Raw genomic sequence first — 20,022 nt, forward strand, 5'->3', positions numbered from 1 at the left:
ATAAGCCCCCCTTGAGATCGCCAGAAAATACCATGCGTCAGTAGCGCTGCGGAGGTCAGCATTGTGGAGGATGCTGCGGCGCGGCTCCAGTCGTGGTGATGAAGGTCGGTTCAGGGACGTTCGTGTTGATCGACGCCATTCGCGGAGAGCGGCCGTTCAAACCAAAAGTGTCGGCGGCGGCTTTGTCCGCAGACTGTGAGTTCGAGCGGCCTCTGATTTCGCGGGTGCAGCGAATGGCCGGCCTGACGGGCTGCACCGCAGCATAACCGAGGTGAGGTGAACGGCAGGAATGGGCGGGGAGCGTTTCGGCAGGCTGCCGAGACTGTTGATGGGAGCTTGAATTGAGTTGTCCCTTGAAAACTGACGCTTCGAGCATCCGTGGCGTGTCGATGATCAGCCCCAACCAACACTCCAGATCCTCAAGTTGTGGTCGCTTCCCGGATGGGCATCTGGAAGGTAAAGACAGTGCGGTTGTCGTCTGATGACACGTCCAGGGTGCCCCCGTGCCCTTTCGCGATTTCGGAGGCGATAAAAAGTCCCAGCCCCAACCCTTCTCGGCTCGGGCGGTCTTTGCGGCGCTCGAATGGTAGGAAGAGACTGGGCAACATGTCATCAGGAATCTTCTTTCCCGAATTGGTGACCGACAGCGAAAAGTTCCCTGTTATCGCGGTGGACTCCACTTGGATGGGCGCACCCGAAGCCCCGTGGGTCACCGCATTCGCCAGAAGGTTCGAACACATTTGAGATATACGAGGCACGTCACAAGCGATTGGTTCAAGGAGATCAAAGTTGGTTTCGATCTTCTGGTCCGGTGCCGCCGCTTGAAGTTCTGCGACAATCTGGTGCAGCGCTGGCTTCAAGGTTGAGCTCAAGGTTTTATCAATAACGATGCCCTCGCCTTGGCGACGGCGGGCCTGATCGAGAAGGTTTTCAATCAGATGCTCCATCCGATTGGCCGAGCCACGCATCAGGTCGACCAGCTCAACCGTCTTATCATCGATATTTCGCCGCGCTATCAGGCGTAGGCCAGCTTTGAGCGCATTGACGGGATTGCGCAAATCATGGGCCAGGATGGCAATAAAACGCTCTTGAATACGGGCCAGCTCTTGTTCGTGTGCTACGGCCTCTCGGCTGGCAGTCAGTTCCTCGTCGGCATCCAGAATCTCGCCGATAATTTGCGCAAAAAGTCTGAACATCGACAGCACGCGGTCATTCTTCAGCTTACGAGGTTGCGGATCGATGGCACACAGAGTGCCAAAGAAGGAGCCGTCCTGAAGATAGATTGGGACAGAGATATAGCCACGAAATCCATAGCGAGAAGGACAGTGGTGGTCGACATAGGTTTCATCGGCATAGACATCGTCGATAACGATCTCCTGGTTGTATTGCCGCACTTCGTGGCAAAGTGTGCTTTCGACATCCAACTCGTCCCCCGGCATTAGTCCGAATGAAATGTGATCGATAGCACGACAAGTTACCCACCGAGATTCAGTAACTCGTGCGACTGCTGCAAATCCCATCCCGGTGGCCAACGCGACGGTTTCTAAAAGGGTAAGAATTGCGTTGCTGCGACCGACAGCGTCGATGTCGGCCCGGAAGTCGTGTTGTTCTAACAAGTGCTACCTCTACTGAACTAAGTTAGGCTCGAGCCGATATCGAACCTTAGCGCGTCGCCAACTCAAAGTCAGTCAGATTAGCGGGTGCCTTTGAAGCACAGAAGGGGATTGAATTCCGTAGCGGCAAAGTTTTTCTTACCATGGTAGCGACCAGTAGGATGCCTCGCCAACTGACTTCCAGCCTATACTGTTGGAATTAGATGGCGCGGGCATCTTCAAGCTGTCTTTGAAGTCCTGGAAAGCCCAGCCTGCTCCTGCGACAACCGGGCTGCACGCAGCCGAGCACTCTTTTGCAATCGTTGGCTGGTTTCTTTACCAATGATTTCGGTTGCGGCAGCACTGGTCCGCTCGGCGATAGTCTCTCGTTTTGAGGGTTCTTGCGGGGATTTGCGAACTGTCATCCGTGTCTCTCTTTTCTCGCGCTGAAAGCATAATGGGCTGCTGTGACCTTGAGCTACGCCTTCATGATGACTTAGCCCGCGGGGGCCGAAAGGAAAGGAACCGAAATGACAAGCCAAGATTGGCCGTCATAGGTCCGCATAGGATTGATTCGGAAAGGGGGGGGGGGCTGCGAGCGGGTGACTTAAGGGTGCTGAACAGATCTTAATATCCTACACAAAGTCGTTGGCGATTATCCATTGCACTTGCGAAAGCTCCAGTTGCGAGTTCACAGGCTAAATTACAGATCCAAAGGAAGACGTCACAAGATTTGCTATTGCTCCGAATGGCGGCTTGGTTCGCCGCAGCTGCAGTACTTCGGAACCGAACCAAGCGTCCGCTTTGGGCCGTTCATGTCGACCGAAACCTTGGGCGGAAAGTGGTCTTTGATTGCCTGCGCAACCGGCATAGTTGAACTCGAAAAATAGGACGTTCAGTGCGGTGATACAGTTTCTCGACGTACAAGCGCAGCTATCGGCAACCAAGAGTGCTCTTTGTAGACGTCAAATCTTTGCGATACTTCGGATCGCGGCCTTGGCGATCTGGTCGAACATCGCACGATCGTCGGAGGATGAAGCAACGATCATGCCGCCTTCCAGCGCCGCGACGATGAGGCAGGACGTGTCTTCGGGGTTTTGAACGCCATTGCGTTGGAACAGGTCAAGCAGCCATATCCTGTTCATTTTGAAAAATGCTTTTGTTTTCTGGTTTACATTCTTGGGCAGCCCGATCGCTTCTGCGCCCATGATTGCGCAAAGACAGATGGTTTCGTCCAAAACAAGCGCTTGAGAGTAGAGCGCAACGTAGTTGTCCAACGCCGTTTGCAAGCTTGTCGTGCCGATCTGTTCAAGTTCCTCTTTGAACTGGCTGGTGTAGCGATCAACCAATGCTTCGCCCAGATCGGGTTTGGTCGGAAAGTGATAGTGAACGCTTGCGCTTTTGATGCCGACATCGCTTGCCAGATCGCGAAAGCTCATCGCTGAGAAACCCGCACCGCGGACACGCTTTTCAGCGGCATCAAGGATCTTGTCTTTCATTGTCGGTGGCATGTGAGACTCCTGTCTATCATGTGGTAGATAGGTGTTGACAGTGGGGAGGGCAATATCTAACTGGAAGCCTACCAACTGATAGGTAGTTATGTAGCGCCTCTTCGCGCTGAACCGGAAGGATGCACCATGGACCTGAACGCAAATTTTGATGAACGTGCGTTTGTACATTCGGACAGGGAGCCGTGGGTTGCATCCCCGATGAAGGGCGTGGACCGGCGGATGCTGGACCGGATCGGGGACGAAGTCGCGCGGGCGACGACCATCGTCCGCTATGCGTCGGGCAGCGCGTTTTCGGCGCACACCCATACGGGCGGCGAAGAGTTTCTGGTGCTTGAGGGCGTCTTTCAGGATGAACACGGTGACTTCCCGGTTGGCACCTACGTGCGCAACCCGCCGACGTCTTCGCATACCCCAAGCTCGGCTGCGGGGGCGACGATCTTCGTCAAGCTGTGGCAGTTTGACATGAATGACCGTCAGCAGATCACCATAGACACCACCACCCAGACCCCGAAGCCAGTGCGTGCGGGTGTTTCAGAAATCCCGCTGTTCGAGGATGCGCGGGAACGGGTGCGGATCGAGCTTTGGGCGGCCGATGTGACGGTTGCGCAGACCGGCCACAACGGGTTCGAAGCCCTTGTGATCGAAGGCAGATTTATCGAAGGCGATGAGGTCTTCGCGATCAATTCTTGGCTGCGCCTACCGCCCCACACGCCGCTGAACGTCGTTTCCGGGCCCAAGGGCGCGCGGCTTTGGATCAAATCCGGCCATCTTGCGGAAACGCCAACAGCCCTCAATGTCGGAGGTTGAGATGTCAGATCCACTTGCAATCATTGGCGGGGCGGGTGCCGGGCTTGGGCAAACCTTAATGCGCGTCTTTTCACAGAACGGCTATACATCCGTCGGTCTCAACCGCTCGATCCCCGATGCGGCGGCGGGCACTACACATGCCGTAGACCTATCCGACCCTGCTCAAACGGCTCAAACCGTGTCTGACCTGATCCAAACCCTTGGGGCACCAAAACTGGTGGTTCACAACGCGGCGAAGTTGGTGATCGGGGGCTTCGAGGACACCACAAATGCAGACTTTGAGGCAACATGGCGTGCGATGGTGCTTTCGGCGGTTAATCTGGCCCGAAGCGTGTTGCCTGCGATGGTAGAAGATGGCGGTGGCACCTTCATCGTCTCTGGCGCAACAGCGAGTCTGCGGGGTGGCAGGAATTTTGCTGCCTTTGCCTCGGCCAAGGCAGGGTTGCGGGCGTTGACCCAATCGCTGGCGCGTGAATATGGGCCGCAGGGTATCCACGTCGTTCATGTGGTTCTTGACGGGATTGTTGACACGAATGTCAGCCGCGCGCTGCACAAAATGGACCCTGCAAGGATGATAAAACCAGCCGATATTGCCCGCACCTATCTGGCGCTGGCGGATCAACCTCGGTCCACCTGGACCCATGAGCTGGACCTCAGACCGATGGGAGAGGGGTTCTGATGCAGACCGATACTCTGATCGTGGGCGGTGGCCTGTCGGGTCTTGCGCTTGCCGACCATCTGGCTCGCCAAGGCCGCGATTTCTTACTGATTGAAGCACAGGACCGCCTTGGCGGGCGTATCCTGACCAAAGAGTTTTCGGGCGGCGCGTTCGACCTTGGGCCTGCGTGGTTCTGGCCGGGCCAGTTGCGCATCGCGGCCCTTGCTGAACGATTTCAGATCCCTGTGTTTGAGCAGTTCTCAACAGGTGACTTGGTCTATCAAGAGCAAAACGGGACCGTGCAGCGCGGACGCGGCTATGCCTCTATGGAGGGGTCCTACCGCTTGGCGGGAGGGATCGGCCGTTTGGTCGATGCCTTGACCAAGGCGCTGGACCCGGGAATGATTATTACCAACACGCGGCTGACGTCGGTCGATCATTCGGCCGACAACGTCACGGCCCAGGTTGATCAAAACGGCAGAGCACAGACCATCAAGGCCAACAGGATCGTGATGGCCATGCCGCCTCGGGTCATCGCCGATACCGTTACTTTTGAACCTGCCCTGGATGCGGCCCGAATGCAGGCCCTACAAAACGTACCGACCTGGATGGCCGGTCAGGCCAAGATCGTTGCGGTCTACGACGAGCCTTACTGGCGAAAAGCCGGGCTGTCCGGCGACGCCATGAGCCAGCAAGGGCCGATGGTCGAAATCCATGATGCTTCACCAAGGCAGGGCGGTCCCTATGCGCTATTCGGTTTCGTCGGGGTCCCCGCGGATGCACGTGCCCAGCACAAAGATGAGATGATGCGCCTTGCGGTGATGCAGCTGACGGCGATGTTCGGTCCGGAAATGGCCGACCCGATGCACCTTGTATTGCAGGACTGGGCGACCATTCCGGACATCGCGCGGCCACAGGATCGTCACCCGGTCCGAAGCCACCCCCGCTATGGTTTGCCGACCAACCTGCGTGCTCTTTCCGCACGCGGGGTGATATTTGCCTCGACCGAGACAGCCCCGGAATTCGGAGGCTTTCTTGAGGGCGCGTTAGAGGCGGCAGAACATGTGGCCAGAACGCTGGCGTTGCACGAAACCATGCAGATCTGATCACCGCACGAATGGTTTTGGGGCCCCTTTAGGCCAATAAGAGCACGCTGCGCCAATCCAAAGGGCATGATGGGCGTACGGGTGAAATATGGTGACATAGATGATAAACGTTGACGAAACCGCCGGATTTCGGGCGCGCAATCTTACGGTGCTGATCCTTGCCAATCTATAGGTTGCCAGTGATCGACTGTAACCTCGCTAAGGGATTGGTTGGCGTGTTGTCAGGATTGATAGCCGCTGGTGGGATATGACTTGGGCGTTCATAGTCATCTGTTTGGGAACGTTTCTGACAGGGCTCTATGCGTCTTGCGTCGAGTTTTACCGTTTCGCAGATGACCACGCAGCTTGGGATATTCAGTGGCGTGTGCTGGCGATGTTCACGCCAAGCCTTGCGGTAGGCAAGCGGATCGCCCGGTTCAGCAATGGAAAGGTCACCGCTGATGGCCTTTTTTACAAGTCTCATAATTACGGCCCTTGTTAAGATAGGCGGCACGTTGATGGCCCTGACCCAGATTTTGCCACCGCGATCCACGCAAAATTATTGGTTTTCCAGGGTGAAACCAATGCCTTCTATAAGGGGCCGCAATGCAGCATTTGGATTGCATGCTGAAAATCAGGTTTTGGCCGAAGCGGCAGGTTTCAGGAATGGCGAAGAGCCGTCATTCGCTATGAGCGAAAGCGCATCCTTGGATTGAGTGGAGAGAAAGCCATCCACCCTTGGCGATTGATAAATGCGTGGCGGGCCAGTGGTTCAGCAATTCTTCGCTGCAAATTTAGCCTGTTCTTAAAAAACCGGCAAGGTATGTAGTGATCCTCTGCCGGCAGCGTTAGGTCAAGATCAGGTCGATACCTCGCCATAAAGGCGTGCGTTCTTGAGGCCGTGGGGCATGGCAATAGAGGATACTTTAAAATGCAAACTCGCAACAAAGGCTCACTTCTCGACCGTATATTGAAACCATTCCAATCGTTTGGCACGGGATCATTCGACATAGAAAGTGGAATGAAAGCGCGGGAGGAAGGTCAGTATGATCGAGCGCATGAAATTTTCGGTGCTTTAGCCAACGAGGGAAATGCTGAAGCTCAATGTGAGTTGGGCCGCCTGTACTTTGACGGGTTGGGCGTGTCGCAGAATTTTGTAACCTCTCTCGAATGGGTGCGGAAGGCCGCTGATCAGAACCATGCGGGCGGGCTTAACTCTGTCGGTGTGTGCTACCGGAATGGGCTGGCCGTCGACGCTGATCTTGATGTGGCGATGTCCTACTTTGTTCGCGGGGCGGAACAAGGGTCCGTCAAAGCAATGTTCAACTTGGGCAATATGCACGATGTAGGAGGGGAACTGGCACATGACCCCGGCCAAGCGCTTAGCTGGTACGAAAAGTGTCTGAAGGCGGATAGGACCTACGCGCTGGCAGCTTACCGTGCAGCAGTATTGGTTTTGCAAGGTTCTGACCCAAACCCCGACCGTGCCGTTGGTCTTTTGCAAATTGCTGCGGACCAAAGTCTGGCGGATGCGCAATACACCTTGGGCCTTATATATGATGAAGGCATGGGCATACCCGTTAATCATGCCAAAGCAAGGACGTATTACCTTGCCGCTGCCAATCAAGATCACCCTGCTGCCCAGATCAATCTGGGTAACTTGTACAATGAAGGGATCGGTGTCTCACAGGATCACCAAAGGGCAACAGAATGGTACCACAGAGCCGCCGTAATGGGTGTGCCCGCCGCCGAGATCAACATGGGCAAACAATATCAAATGGGATGGGGCGTTGCCAAAGATATGGATGAAGCGCTTGCTTGGTATCAACGCGCGGCAAACGGCGGGGAACCTGTAGCCTATCTAAATATTGGCCTTATGTATCTGAATTGGGAGGGGATCGAGCAAAGCGATATTGATGCCGCACTATGGCTTTTCAAAGCTGCGGAATGTGGCGAGCCGCGCGCCATGCGCTGGATGGCGACGCTATATGACGAGGGGCGTGGTGTGCCGCTGGATTCCGTCCTTGCGCTGGCCTATGAGCAATTAGCTCACGATTTTGGTGAATTTACCGACGGCGCGACATGGCATGAGTTTCGACAGAAGCTAAACGATGCCGAAGCGGAAAAGGCGCTTTCGTTGGCCGCGAATTGGTCAGTCGGAATGCCGGGTCTTCGTGCCGGATGAACAAAAAACACAAGCACCCTATCAGCGGGCTGGCGGGGTGCTTGTGTCTGTGGGTCAAGCTAAAGCCTGCTATAAGCAATTTTGATGAATCTTCGGAAGCAGCAAGCCGAGATATATCGTAAGCTTGCTACCTCAGCTCGGCGATGCGGTCGCATTTAGTCTGCAACAGGAAGAACTCAAAGCGCATGGCGTAAAAATACGCCTATGTCTCATATTGCTTGTGTAGATGGCGAACCGCCCGAGTAGAATTGAGATTTTTTGCGCCTTCAACAAGCCCCGGGGACAAAAGAATATTAGCACGGCAAGCTGCGAGCCGGCAGCTTCGTCCCGCATTCCCTGCTTCTACCTGTTGGATAATTCTGAAAAGTGCCGCGAAAGTCCGCTTTGAGGAAGCTTCATCGTCGGAATAATGGTCTTGGGTAAGAACCGGTTTTGGTCGGGAACGGTGGCCTACAGAAAGGGCGGAAACCGGACCTTCGCTGCGCGCCGCAGTAACGCCGATCCACAGGACTGAGCGGACTTTCATTCCTCCTGCAGCGAAAGGCTGAATCAAACCCTTTCCACCATTCGATTGACGCACGATCATGTCGACGTTAATTAGTGTTTTATGGAAAACTCTACGACCATCGCAATGTTTTGGTGGCTGGCCTCCTGACAGGGTGGCCGGATGACCAAACGTATTCCGAGGCCGCCGCAGGGGCGGCCTTTTGTTTTCCAAGCTTCCCGATGCGCTGCCTCTCGTTTTATGAGAAGAAGTAAATGAACAGGCCAACCATACTGACAGGCGATCGCACGACTGGACCGCTTCACATCGGGCACTATGCAGGCTCACTTTCAAACCGGCTGCGCTATCAGGACAGCCATGAACAATTCCTTCTGCTGGCGGACACCCAGGCCCTGACAGACAACGCGCATGATCCAGAGAAAGTGCGTCGTAGCGTGATCGAGGTCGCGCTTGACTACTTGGCCGTGGGCATTGACCCTGGTCGCACAGCGATCTGCCTGCAATCGCAACTTCCAGCGCTGGCCGAACTGTCGATGCTCTACCTGAATTTTGTCACGGTCGCGCGGCTCGAACGCAACCCGACTATCAAGGATGAAATTCGCGCGCGTGGGTTCGGGCGCGATATTCCCGCAGGGTTTCTCTGTTATCCAGCGGCACAGGCTGCGGATATCACGGCTTTCAAGGCAACTGTCGTTCCGGTCGGCGAGGACCAGGCCCCGCTCATCGAACAAACGAACGAAATCGTGCGGCGGATCAATGCAGTCGCAGGTCGCCCCGTGCTGCCCGAGGCTCGGGCGATCATCCCGAAATCAGGTCGGTTGCCGGGTATCGATGGCAAGGCCAAAATGTCGAAATCCGGTGGTAACGCCATTGCGCTGTCGGCATCGTCGGAGGAAATTAGAAGAGCTGTCAGAGCGATGTACACCGATCCGAACCACCTGCGTGTCGAAGACCCGGGCTGCATCGAAGGCAATGTCGTCTTCACCTATCTCGACGCCTTCGACCAAGACCAGGGCGAGCTTGCCAATCTCAAATCGCAGTATCAACGCGGCGGGCTTGGCGATCGCAAGATCAAGGCGCGTTTGGAAGGTATTATCCAAGACCTCATTGCCCCAATTCGTGAACGCAGGGCGCAATTCTCCCAGGACCGGGGATACGTTCTTGAGGTAATCAAAGAGGGCACGGAACGGGCTCGTGAGCGAACCGAGACGACAAAGCGCGAGGTGGTGAATGCCTTAGGTTTATTCCAACTGTAGGTGAGCGGCGTCGGACAATCCGGATCAAGGTCTGTTTCGTCTCGATAGCGGTCTGACCATGCGTCCCGACCTCAACGGGAAGTCGATCAAATTAAGAACCCAGAAATGCCGCGCGCCGTTCCTGGAGAGCGCTGCAAAGGTAGTCGACGAAGAGCCGGACCCGGCGCACCCGGCGCAGATCGCTGTGCAGGAGAACCCAGGTCGAACGCCGCTGGTCGAGCCCGGTGCCGGGGACGCGTTGGAGCTCGGGGAAGACCGCCGTGACCCAGGTCGCAAGGAAGGTCATCCCCGCGCCCGCGCGGACCAAGTGCAAATGCATTTCCGGGTCGGGCACAGAGTGGCGGACGCTCGCCTCCGGAAAGGCGGATTCTGCGATCATGGTGGCAAGCTCGGGCACGTCCCCATAGCCGATCCAGCTCAGACCGCGCCCATTGCGGTCTGCCGCAGGTAGCGCCCGGTCGATGTAGTCCCGCGATGCCACCACGCCGATCGAAAGTGGAAAGAGCTTGCGCCCCACTGCGTCGTCCTCGATCGCGGCGGCGTGGCGGATCGAGACGTCAGTCTCATTCCGAGCGATCGAGTCGGGCGTATAGGCAAGCCGCAGCTCGATCTCGATCTCAGGATAGAGCGCGGCAAATTCGGCCAGCACCGGCGCCAGCAGGTAATGAGCTGTCATAGGGTCGGCCGAGAGCCGGATGCGCCCAGCGGCCTCGCGGTCGAGCCCCTGCACCGCATTGAACCCCTTGAGCAATGCCGCCTCAGCTTCGAGCGCCTGCGGCAGCAGCAGCCGCCCGGCAGCGGTCAAGGACAAGCCCTCCGCGCCGCGCCGGAAGAGCTGCGTGCCGAGCTGTGCCTCAAGCGCCTCGACTTGGCGGCGCAGGGTTGCATGTGTCCCGCCCAGTTGCTCGGCCGCGGACCTGAGCGAGCCGTGTCGCGCAACGGAAAGGAAGGCGGGAAGGGATTTCCAGGCCATGCGTCATCCGGATCGTTTTTGAACCACAGTGGGGCATCATAGGCCCTGCGCGGAACGAATTGAAACCTTTAATCCAATGGAAACCTAAGGAGCAAGGAGAACCCCATGACCGCGACCCGCTCTGCTTGGCACATTCCTCGCTATGGCCGCCCCGACGTCCTCACCCCCGTCACGCTTCCACTGGCCGAACCTGGCCCGTCAGAGGTGCTGATCCGCATCGGCGCTTCTGCCGTCACACGCGCCGACGGCATGATGCGCAGGGGTGAGCCACTGTTTGCCCGTCCTTTCCTTGGCCTGCGGCGTCCGCGGAACGGTCTGTCCGGCACTGGCCTGTCAGGCGAGGTAATCGCGATCGGCGATAAGGTCAGCCGCTTTGCACCGGGTGATATGGTCTTCGGCGAGGCCGGGATGCGCTTCGGAGCAAATGCCAGCCATATCTGCCTCGACGAGGACGGGGTTCTGATGCTCAAGCCCGACAGCCTTTCGCATGAGGATGCGGCCGTTCTGTGCGACGGCGTGCTGACGTCATGGCACTACCTGTGCAACCTCGGTCGCGTCCGAAGCGGCGACCGTGTGCTGATCCTCGGCGGGGCTGGAAGCCTCGGCAGCGCCGCGGTGCAGATCGGCGCCGACATGGGCGCAGAGGTGACGGCCACCAGTAGCGCCCGCAACGCCGATCTCGTGGCATCCCTCGGGGCCACCTGCGTGATAGACTACGCCACCAAAGAGGCATTGCTTCGCGGGGCCGGATACGATGTGATTTTCGACACGGTAGGCGTCACGTCCTTCTCTGCCGCCAAACCTGCGCTGGCCGAGGCGGGACGTTACCTTTGCCCGGTGCTGACGCTGAGGCGCTTACCCGCGGTCCTGTTGTCCAGTCTCATCGGCCAGAAACGCGCGATGTTCGCAGCCGTGGGTCTGGAAAAGCCGCAGCGTTTGCGTGCATTGCTGGCCGAGATTATAATCCTCATCGATCAAGGCCGCCTCGCGCCGGTCATGGATCGAATATATCCACTCGCCGATCTGAAAGAGGCCCATGCCTACGTCGAGACCGGGCACAAACGTGGCAACGTCGTCGTGGTGTGATAGACGGGAACAACAATTTAGCCCCCAAATCTTACCGGAACTCCTATTATGAAAATGAACTACTTTGTCGTCGGAACGAACGACATGCCCGCATCCAAAGCTTTCTACGATGCTCTTTTTGAAGGCGAAGGTCTCCACAGCATGGCACCTTCGGACCGCATGACCTATTGGCTCGGCGAGGGTTTTGCCTTCGCCGTCGCGCGCCCTTTCGACGAAAGGCCGGCGACCATCGGCAATGGCTCGATGGTCGGCTTCTGCGTGGGCGGCAAGGAAGATGTCGAAAGGATGCACCGCCGTGCGCTCGAACTGGGCGGCACATGCGAAGGCGCTCCCGGTCAGCGTGGCCCGAAGTTCTCTGCCTATGTTAGAGACCTCCACGGCAACAAGCTGTGCCTGTCCGACTGAACTGGCTCGAGCAGGCCAAATCGGTCTGGCGGCTATTTTCTTGAAAACCTGTTCTGCTTTATCCGCGACTAAGCAATCGCGTTTATAGTGGCGGGGTGGCAATCCATGGGGCCCGACGTGCATAGAATGCTAAAGAAGCTTGTGGTCTTCGCCACTCTATCGGTCTCAGCCTATCTGATGATCGCGGTGGGTCTTATTCTATCGCAGTGGCCCACCCCGATTGCCCCCGGCGAAACGCTGGAATTCACGTCTCTCACTGACCAAGGTGATCAGCTGAACACGACAGGCGAATTGATAGCCTATCGTGCTCGGGATGGAGCAGACTTGCCTTTGCGGCATTTTCCAACTGCTGCTCCTACCGCGCCCTTGGCCGTCATTTTGCATGGATCGGGCTGGCATGGTGCGGCTTACATCCCGGTCGCGGATTATCTGTCGCGGCATTGTGGCTCCGAGGTTCTTTTGCCTGATCTGCGGGGGCACGGCGTAGCGCCCGCGATACGAGGTGATGTCGGCTACATCGGGGCGTTCGAAGACGATCTGGCGGATCTAATCGCGGCCTATAGGCGGCCCGAGCAGCCGGTATACATGATTGGCCATTCCAGCGGAGGTGGGCTTGTCGTTCGGTTTGCCGGTGGGGATCATGGAAGCATGATCAGCAAGGCGGTGCTGCTGGCCCCTTTCCTGAAATACGACGCCCCGACCATGCGCGTCGACGCCGGGGGATGGAGCCATGTTCTTGTGCGCCGGATGATCGGTCTGACAATGTTGAACAAGGTTGGTCTCAGGATGTTGAACGGACTGACGGTTATTCAGTTTCGGTTTCCACGAAAGGTATTGGACGGTCCGCAAGGTGCGACGGCGACGACCGGCTATAGCTATCGTTTGAACGCCTCATTTGCCCCCCGCGATGACTACCTTGCTGATATCGCCGAGTTGCCCCGCTTTCTCTTGTTGGCGGGTGCCGATGATGAAGCCTTTGACGCTACATTGTTCGAGCCGGTAATGTCGCCGGTAACCGAGAACGGTGCCTATGAAATCCTTCCTGAAACCGGTCATCTGGATATCATTGAAGACCAAGATGCTGTCATGCGGACTTGCGAGTTCCTGCGGAACTGAGACCGACCCGGCTCGCGCTGCAATGTAACGGCGCAATGCGGTCCTCTTCAGCATCATGCTGACGGACGAACATACCAAATTTCCCTACTGCGGTGCGATTGCGGTATGCCGCGCCTGTCGCACTGCCGCTTGGCGGCTTTAGGCCCTTGAGGTGGAGTGTTGTGCGTAGTCCGAAAGCCACAATTTGTCCGAACGCATCAACCCGCCGGTTTCGACTTGGCGGTTGCCTTTTCGCGAGCCCGCAGGCGGCTCAGCGTAACCGGTGTCATCCCTAAATAGGATGCGATGGATGTGTGTGTGAATATGGCCTCATAGCCCGAGAAAGCTCGGCGAAACCAGTCGAGCCGTTCAGCCCCGCCAAGAGCTGCAAGGCACCACTCCCGCTGTGCTTTCTCACTCAGAGCATTTCGTAGGATCGTATTTGCCCAATCGCGGATGGGCTGAGATGCGACCATCTGATCTATGAGCAAATGACTGTCGATTCTGACCATTAAGGCATCGTTCGTTGCCGTAATGGAAACGAGCGACACACCATCCCGCGTTCGCGCGATGTTTGGCGTAACGACACAGGGACCAACGTAGAACCCAACACACACCTCTTTGCCCTCTTCATCACAAATACTGCTCATCAAACACCCTGCCAGGACTACATACTCTCCTGTTTCGGGTTCTCCTTGGCGGCAAACGTGCGCGCCCTTGTCGAAGCGCCTCTGCTTCCAATGGGTCACAAATTCCTCGCAGGCCTCCTCTGACAGATCAGGTGACTGGGTAAGAAAGGTTTTCAGATCCATCTTGGCAAGCCTTATCAAATGATAATGCGGGTGGCTTCGTCTGATTGCATGTGTGGCTCAGAACAAGGAGGCCACAGAATGAAGAACAGATACCTTTCAATGCGCGTCGGAAAAATCGCAATTGTTGCGGCGATACTGGCCGCCACTGTTTATCTTGTAATGGTCAGCGTCACACTCGCTCACCTCGAAGTCGTTTCCGGACAGCGGCCATTCGACATGCGTCCGTTCGGCTACAGTCCTTCAGATGCAGCCACGTTTCTTGATGCTCTGGGCATTGCTGGGCGTGAATACTATCTCTCACATCAGATACCTTTGGATATGCTTTATCCGGTCTTGCTCGCGATGACACTAAGCAACACAATTCTCTGGTTTGGGAGCCGCATGCCAAACAGAAGGTTCATGCATCTCAGTGTTTTCCTTGCGGTCGGCAGCGGGCTGTTCGACTATATCAAGAATATCGGAATTGTGGCGATCATTCTAAGTTGGCCAGACTTAGCGGACTACGTTGTCTATGCCACAAGCGCGGCGACAATTCTCAAATCGGTCACTACAACTTTGGCGGTGAGCCTGGCGGTTCTCACCGGGCTCCTCTAGTCGCGCTGGGCAAAGGCGGGCGATTGCGCTTAAATGAGCAATGACTTCTTTGGGCGCCCAGCAGACCTCCGCGCTCACTGCAGCTAACGACGACTTCGAGCCCAAAGTGCATGACGTTGCATGCTGTACGAACGACCGCTCTATGAAGTAATTGTTAGACGCTATTCCAAATCTGCCAGCGACATTGAGGCCACCTCATCATCGCTGGGCAGTTCCCAAGTCGTTTCGATATAGTCAAACATGCCGCGTGTGATTTCCATATGAAAGCTCTCACCTTGGTTGGTATTGCGCGCCTCAATACGTTTCCAGCGCTCTGAAGCATCGACATTTAGGACGTGCAGCTTTGCCGTAAACTGGGCTTGTTTCGCGAGTCTGCCATACGTCTGACGGTGTTCTTGCCGCTGAAATCCAAAGTCCAGGATCGACGGAACACCCAACTTGCCAAGCTGCAATGCCATTGCCCACATTTGCGCCTCGCAACGATGGACGCGTGGAAAAATCCATGCGGGGTCCAAGGCGTCCGGTGCGTCCTCCCCAAACAAGGATACCATCCATTCATCGATCGAAAATACGACACCTCCGCTGCTGTTGGCCAACGCGCGGGCATATGTCGTTTTGCCCGCGCCCGTTGAGCCGCAAATCAGGTGAATGTGTTGTGTGTCATCGTCATGCATAGAAAAAATCTTTCTTTGGTTTGAACCAGTTTAGGTCGCTTTTTTCGGCGCAAAGATGCGAACGATTGAAAAGGCAAGGAAACCTGCTGGACCAAAAAGGAACGTGAATGGAAGGCAGGGCGCGACAAGCCAGAAGCTCAGACCATCGCGCCTTGACGTTCTGCACATCCAGGCTCCGATCAATAAGTCAAACGCCAGATAATGCACCCACCCTGCCATCATCGCATTTGGGTTCGCGAACAGGTCGATAACTTCGGCGAGACTGCCAAATCCGCCGCCGTCATTTGATGGAAAAAAGAGGACGAGAGTGACATAGCCCAATGAGAGCAAGGTCGGAATGACATGACCAGCAATCAGGTCAGACCAATGTGGAATGAGTGGCGATGCGAGCAAAACAAGCCAGCCTGCCATCGCAAGTAAGCCAGCAATAGAGAAAACAATTTCAAGGTCCATGACGTCACCAATTGTTGATCAGGATAATTCGCGCACCAGTATTGCAATGTGCTTGCGTCCGCAAGCAATATGTATACATTGGCGACATGAATGATTTATGCCTCACAAACACTCTTCGCCTTCTGCAATCAGCGGATCAGATCAAAGCACGACTTTCGGGCGATTTCGCTTCAGTCCACGGTCTCTCGGTGAACGAGGTTTTTCTCCTCATGCACTTGGAACAAGCGCCGCTACATCGCCTGTCCCGTGTCGAACTTGCAAAGCGGATGCACGTGAGCGCGTCGACGGTAACGCGTATGGCAGCGCCCTTGGAGAAGATCGGGGTGGTAGCGCGACAAACGGACGAAAGGGACGCAAGGTTGGCATTTGTAGTCCTGACCGAATCTGGGTTGGAGAAAGTTCACGAGGCGCGTGTCACATTCACAAAACAGGCAGGCTATGTTTTTCGTGACCGTTGGACCGAGGGAGATTTGGAGCAGCTGTCCGGCCTGCTTCATCGCTTGATCGCAGATGCCCCTGGTAATCTGACTTAGAAGTTGGCCTTTGGTAAGCAGCCTTGCGCATCCGCAGCGAAAGCTCACTTCGTCCGCAGACTTTAGGTTCGAGCTTGTTCAAATTTCGCGGTCGCGGCGAATGTCGGCTGTGCTGGCTGCGACGGCAGCATCTCGCTTAGTGGGCGGATGGCGGCTTTCGGCCCAGACCGGTCATTCAGTCGATGTTCCAATGCTGCGTTGCAGCCCGTCGAAGCGGTCGTTATTGCATTGCACAGCATTTTTCTAAGAACGACAGGCGGCAAAGCGGACGGAGCAGGCATTCGCAGATGGTATCTCTGCATCGGCTAAGGGTGGACTCCCAAATCGTTTTCCAATTTGAAGAATGCCTTGTTAGGATATCAGGAGGTCACCTTGCCCCACCGTGAGACCATGACCGTGGAAGGGCGGTCACGACTGATCCTCTATGCGCTCCTGACCTCCCTCACCGCCATCAGTATTGATGCGATACTTCCCGGGCTTCTTTCCATTGAGGAAACTCTTCAGGCACAGCCACCGCTTCGCACGCAACACGTGGTCTCGCTGTTCATTTTCGGCATGGTGTTCGGTGAACTATTGATCGGTCCGGCCTCCGATGCCTTCGGACGCAAGGCCGCACTTATCGCCGGCTTGACCGTCTATATTGCAGGCACGGTCGTCGCGATGACGGCTGCCTCAATGGAAGTCCTTATCTTTGGCCGGATCCTTCAAGGTATTGGCGTTTCCGGCCCCAAGATCGCGACGCGGGCGATGATACGTGATCAGTTCGAAGGTGACGCGATGGCCCGCGTGATGTCGTTTATGTTCACACTTTTCATTTTGGTCCCCATGATCGGGCCTGCACTTGGCCAAGGTATTATCGTTCTTGCTGGATGGCGGGGGGTGTTCGTCATGTATCTGGTGCTGGCGCTTGCGCTCGGCATCTGGATGGTTCTGCGGCATCCCGAGACACTTCCCCCGGAGAGGCGGATCCCCATCCGTTTCACGCCTCTGGTCTCGAACGCAGCCCGCATCTTAACAAACCGCCGTGTTGTCTTACTGATATTCGCGACCGGCTTGGTCTTCGGCGCTCAGCTTTTCTATCTGAGTGTAGCTGCCGAGCTGTTCTTCGACGCCTATGGTATCGACCGGGGTTTCCCGCTTCTTTTCGCCATCCTCGCAGCCGGTATAGGACTGGCATCTTATACGAATGGAATGCTTGTCGAACGTTTCGGGGCCAGTGCAATGGCACGCTCTGGCTTTATTGGAATGAGTGCCGCGAGCGTAGTCATGCTCGCGGCCTGCCTTCTCACAGATGATGTGCTACCTCTCGTGATCTTCATTGTGCTTGGATTCGGGATTTTCTTTGCGATCGGGATACTGTTCGGAAACCTGAACGCTATGGCAATGCGCACTCTTGGCGATGTCGCCGGAATTGGATCGTCCCTACTCGCATCCGGCTCCAGCCTCGTCGCCACCCTGTTCGCCTTGATCGCAGGCACCTTTTATGCAGGTGGCGTCGTCATCGTTCCTGTCGCTTTCCTTGTGGCAGGAAGTTCTGGCCTATTATTGACCGCGATCGCTTTGCGCAGCGATGAAACGTCAATCTCGGCAACGAAGCCGAGGGCTGCGAAGGCGGGATAGGTCTCTTTCGAGCCATTAGATTTGGAGAGCTGCCGGGAGGTGCGGACGAAGAGTTCATTCGCGGTTTTTACCCCATGGAGAGAGTGTCCTGTCTTCTGTGTAACTGGGATCTGGTCCATGCTTCCTGAGAGGAGCAAAGACTATGACTATTTCCAAGGAACTGTTGGACGAGCTGCTGAAGGGCTGCGAGCGGCCTGAAGATCTGCTTGGCGATGCCGGGCTAATGAAAGAGCTCAAGATCAAGCTGATGGAACGGATGCTCGGGGCTGAGCTGACTGCACATCTGGGCTATGAAGACGGAAAAGATGCCCCGCCTGATCAGGCCAACCGTCGCAACGGCTCATCTGCTAAGAGATTGAAGGGGCAAGACGGCGAACTGCCTATCGCTGTGCCGCGGGACCGGGACGGCCGCTTCGAGCCTGAACTGGTGAAGAAGGGACAGACCCGCATTGATGGGATGGATGACAAGATTATCGGGCTTTACGCTGCGGGTCTAACCGTCCGCGACATCCGTGCTCATCTTGAGGACGTCTATGGCCTGCAAGTTTCGCCAGACTTGATCAGCCGCGTGACCGATGCGGTGTTGGATGAGGTTCGGGAGTGGCAATCCCGAGCGCTGGACCGGATGTATCCCATCGTCATTTTTGACGCTCTACGGGTCAAGATCCGCGACGCCGATAGCCGCATGGTCAAGAACAAAGCCGTCTACGTGGCCCTTGGTGTCAGCAGGGATGGCGTGCGCGAGGTTCTTGGTCTTTGGATCGCTGACAACGAGGGCGCCAAATTCTGGCTCTCGGTGATGACAGAGCTGAAGAACCGTGGGCTTCAAGACATCCTGATTGCGGTCGTGGACGGCCTCAAGGGCTTCCCTGATGCCATTACCGCAGCCTTTCCGGACACGGTCGTGCAAACGTGCATTGTCCATCTCGTGCGCCACTCGTTGAATTTCTGTGCCTGGAAAGATCGCAAGGAGGTGGCCGCTGATCTGCGGCGGATTTACAGTGCCCCTACAGCCGAGCAAGCCGCTGCGGAGCTGGATGCCTTTGAAGAAAAATGGGCCGGGAAATATGCCTCTATCGCCCCCGCCTGGCGCAGGGCTTGGCAAGAGGTAATACCGTTCTTTGCCTTTGATCCCGCCATCCGGAAAATCATCTACACCACCAACGCAATTGAAAGCTTGAATCGGGTAATCCGAAAATCGATCAAGACGCGAGGATCGTTCCCGACCGAAGACGCAGCCACGAAGCTGATCTACTTGGCGATCCGCAACTTTGAGAAAGGCGGCCGGAATGTTCGAGAATGGTTTGCGGCCCGCAATCATTTCGCCATAATGTTCGAGGATCGCTTCAATGCGTGACTGTATCTAAAACCCGCATGGGCCAGACCAGATACACAGAGTTCATGACACTCCCCCCATGGAGGATCATCCTCGACATCGCTGACATAAGCCACCCCGATCTCAGTCTGTGACATCCCTGTCCGCCAAACAGCGCGACTGCCTTGCATATTCTGCTGAAGGACTCCGCACTCCGCACTGCCGAAGTGACTTATAAACTTGGAATCTCCGAAGCCACGATCGAGCTACGCGTGCGCAACGCCCGAACACGTTTTGACGCAAAGATACGCCACCAAACGGTTGCGATTGCCCTTGGACAGGATAGATCTAATGAGCAGGTCGATATGTATTACTGACGACGCTGCCGTTTGCTGATGACTTTGATCTATGAACGGTCAAAATGGACCTGTTTGGGCGATCGAAGCTATCCAGAAACTTTCTTCACATATTGAGATTTCAGGCCCATCTGGCCGATCCCCGGAACTTTACAATCTATGTCGTGATCGCCGTCGACCAACCGAATACCGCGCACCTTAGTCCCGACCTTAACCACCAACGAAGACCCTTTAACCTTCAAATCCTTGACAACGGTGACCGTGTCGCCATCCACAAGAATGTTTCCAACGCTGTCACGCACGTCTGACGCTGTATCGGCCTGGTCCTCGGGGCCCCATTCGTGGCCGCATTCTGGGCAGTTCAACAAATGATCGACCTGATAGACATAAGTCGAGGAGCATTCAGGACATGGAGGAAATGTATCAGTCATGGATATGGCTATAGCTCGATAACCTCAAGGGGCACAGCGGAAACTCACCTATATTAGAAACGGCCCTTAGCCGACC

At 56.1% G+C, this 20,022-nt stretch carries 20 protein-coding genes; 12 read left to right on the top strand and 8 right to left on the bottom strand.

Translation table 11 applies throughout. The features are described from left to right. Positions 1–419 precede the first annotated feature (419 nt). Positions 420–1,616 (bottom strand): GAF domain-containing sensor histidine kinase, encoded by a 1,197-nt coding sequence (locus DSM110093_RS01525; protein ID WP_243266392.1) that lies wholly within the window; start codon positions 1,614–1,616, stop codon positions 420–422. Positions 1,617–2,557: 941 nt separating this feature from the next. Further along, complete coding sequence (locus DSM110093_RS01530; RefSeq protein ID WP_243266393.1) at positions 2,558–3,103, bottom strand: TetR/AcrR family transcriptional regulator; 546 nt, start codon at positions 3,101–3,103, stop codon at positions 2,558–2,560. Positions 3,104–3,229: 126 nt separating this feature from the next. Here DSM110093_RS01530 and DSM110093_RS01535 point away from each other — a divergent pair, with 126 nt between their 5' ends. Genes DSM110093_RS01535 through DSM110093_RS01545 form a run of 3 tightly spaced genes read left to right on the top strand, consistent with a single transcriptional unit; the run spans position 3,230 to position 5,674 of the window. After that, positions 3,230–3,910 (top strand): cupin domain-containing protein, encoded by a 681-nt coding sequence (locus DSM110093_RS01535; RefSeq protein ID WP_243266394.1) that lies wholly within the window; start codon positions 3,230–3,232, stop codon positions 3,908–3,910. A gap of 1 nt (position 3,911) precedes the next feature. After that, positions 3,912–4,589: an SDR family NAD(P)-dependent oxidoreductase gene (locus DSM110093_RS01540; RefSeq protein WP_243266395.1), complete on the top strand. Its 678-nt coding sequence runs from the start codon at positions 3,912–3,914 to the stop codon at positions 4,587–4,589. Then, positions 4,589–5,674, top strand: coding sequence for an FAD-dependent oxidoreductase (locus DSM110093_RS01545; RefSeq protein WP_243266396.1), 1,086 nt, complete (start codon positions 4,589–4,591; stop codon positions 5,672–5,674). The genes DSM110093_RS01540 and DSM110093_RS01545 overlap by 1 nt, the downstream gene beginning before the upstream one ends. A gap of 166 nt (positions 5,675–5,840) precedes the next feature. On the opposite strand, the gene DSM110093_RS01550 is transcribed toward DSM110093_RS01545, so the two are convergent. Continuing rightward, on the bottom strand, positions 5,841–6,137 hold the full coding sequence (locus tag DSM110093_RS01550; protein ID WP_243266397.1) for a hypothetical protein: 297 nt from the start codon (positions 6,135–6,137) through the stop codon (positions 5,841–5,843). 34 nt (positions 6,138–6,171) lie between these two features. On the opposite strand from DSM110093_RS01550, the gene DSM110093_RS01555 reads away from it, so the two are divergent. The 3 genes from DSM110093_RS01555 (at position 6,172) to trpS (ending at position 9,599) form a co-directional block, all read left to right on the top strand. Beyond that, a complete protein-coding gene (locus tag DSM110093_RS01555) occupies positions 6,172–6,369 on the top strand; it encodes a hypothetical protein (protein WP_243266398.1) in 198 nt (65 codons plus the stop codon). Positions 6,370–6,554: 185 nt separating this feature from the next. Continuing rightward, on the top strand, positions 6,555–7,838 hold the full coding sequence (locus DSM110093_RS01560) for an SEL1-like repeat protein (RefSeq protein WP_243266399.1): 1,284 nt from the start codon (positions 6,555–6,557) through the stop codon (positions 7,836–7,838). A gap of 759 nt (positions 7,839–8,597) precedes the next feature. Beyond that, positions 8,598–9,599, top strand: a complete 1,002-nt coding sequence (trpS, locus tag DSM110093_RS01565) for a tryptophan--tRNA ligase (protein WP_243266400.1) — start codon at positions 8,598–8,600, stop codon at positions 9,597–9,599. Positions 9,600–9,690: 91 nt separating this feature from the next. Here the strand turns inward: trpS and DSM110093_RS01570 are convergent, their stop codons facing one another. Then, positions 9,691–10,572: a LysR family transcriptional regulator gene (locus DSM110093_RS01570; protein ID WP_243266401.1), complete on the bottom strand. Its 882-nt coding sequence runs from the start codon at positions 10,570–10,572 to the stop codon at positions 9,691–9,693. Positions 10,573–10,677: 105 nt separating this feature from the next. Here DSM110093_RS01570 and DSM110093_RS01575 point away from each other — a divergent pair, with 105 nt between their 5' ends. The 3 genes from DSM110093_RS01575 to DSM110093_RS01585 all read left to right on the top strand — a co-directional run bounded on the left by DSM110093_RS01575 (position 10,678) and on the right by DSM110093_RS01585 (position 13,179). After that, a complete protein-coding gene (locus DSM110093_RS01575; protein ID WP_243266402.1) occupies positions 10,678–11,658 on the top strand; it encodes an NAD(P)-dependent alcohol dehydrogenase in 981 nt (326 codons plus the stop codon). Positions 11,659–11,706: 48 nt separating this feature from the next. Beyond that, positions 11,707–12,063 (top strand): VOC family protein, encoded by a 357-nt coding sequence (locus DSM110093_RS01580; protein ID WP_243266403.1) that lies wholly within the window; start codon positions 11,707–11,709, stop codon positions 12,061–12,063. 126 nt (positions 12,064–12,189) lie between these two features. Beyond that, the gene (locus tag DSM110093_RS01585; protein WP_243266404.1) at positions 12,190–13,179 is read left to right on the top strand and encodes an alpha/beta hydrolase; all 990 of its coding nucleotides are present in this window, start codon (positions 12,190–12,192) and stop codon (positions 13,177–13,179) included. 197 nt (positions 13,180–13,376) lie between these two features. Here the strand turns inward: DSM110093_RS01585 and DSM110093_RS01590 are convergent, their stop codons facing one another. Beyond that, on the bottom strand, positions 13,377–13,970 hold the full coding sequence (locus DSM110093_RS01590; protein ID WP_243266405.1) for a Crp/Fnr family transcriptional regulator: 594 nt from the start codon (positions 13,968–13,970) through the stop codon (positions 13,377–13,379). Between the two features lie 78 nt (positions 13,971–14,048). On the opposite strand from DSM110093_RS01590, the gene DSM110093_RS01595 reads away from it, so the two are divergent. After that, positions 14,049–14,564: a hypothetical protein gene (locus DSM110093_RS01595; protein WP_243266406.1), complete on the top strand. Its 516-nt coding sequence runs from the start codon at positions 14,049–14,051 to the stop codon at positions 14,562–14,564. A 161-nt stretch (positions 14,565–14,725) separates the two neighbouring features. Here the strand turns inward: DSM110093_RS01595 and DSM110093_RS01600 are convergent, their stop codons facing one another. Next, positions 14,726–15,238 (bottom strand): ATP-binding protein, encoded by a 513-nt coding sequence (locus tag DSM110093_RS01600; RefSeq protein ID WP_243266407.1) that lies wholly within the window; start codon positions 15,236–15,238, stop codon positions 14,726–14,728. Between the two features lie 30 nt (positions 15,239–15,268). Beyond that, positions 15,269–15,691 (bottom strand): ABA4-like family protein, encoded by a 423-nt coding sequence (locus tag DSM110093_RS01605; protein WP_209219683.1) that lies wholly within the window; start codon positions 15,689–15,691, stop codon positions 15,269–15,271. Positions 15,692–16,596: 905 nt separating this feature from the next. On the opposite strand from DSM110093_RS01605, the gene DSM110093_RS01610 reads away from it, so the two are divergent. Beyond that, positions 16,597–17,844: a multidrug effflux MFS transporter gene (locus DSM110093_RS01610; protein ID WP_243266408.1), complete on the top strand. Its 1,248-nt coding sequence runs from the start codon at positions 16,597–16,599 to the stop codon at positions 17,842–17,844. 142 nt (positions 17,845–17,986) lie between these two features. Further along, the gene (locus tag DSM110093_RS01615; RefSeq protein WP_243266409.1) at positions 17,987–19,201 is read left to right on the top strand and encodes an IS256 family transposase; all 1,215 of its coding nucleotides are present in this window, start codon (positions 17,987–17,989) and stop codon (positions 19,199–19,201) included. A 403-nt stretch (positions 19,202–19,604) separates the two neighbouring features. On the opposite strand, the gene DSM110093_RS01620 is transcribed toward DSM110093_RS01615, so the two are convergent. Next, positions 19,605–19,946: a zinc ribbon domain-containing protein YjdM gene (locus DSM110093_RS01620; RefSeq protein WP_243266410.1), complete on the bottom strand. Its 342-nt coding sequence runs from the start codon at positions 19,944–19,946 to the stop codon at positions 19,605–19,607. Between the last annotated feature and the right edge of the window lie 76 nt (positions 19,947–20,022).

This window comes from Sulfitobacter sp. DSM 110093 (assembly GCF_022788715.1).
In the GTDB taxonomy this organism is placed as follows: domain Bacteria; phylum Pseudomonadota; class Alphaproteobacteria; order Rhodobacterales; family Rhodobacteraceae; genus Sulfitobacter.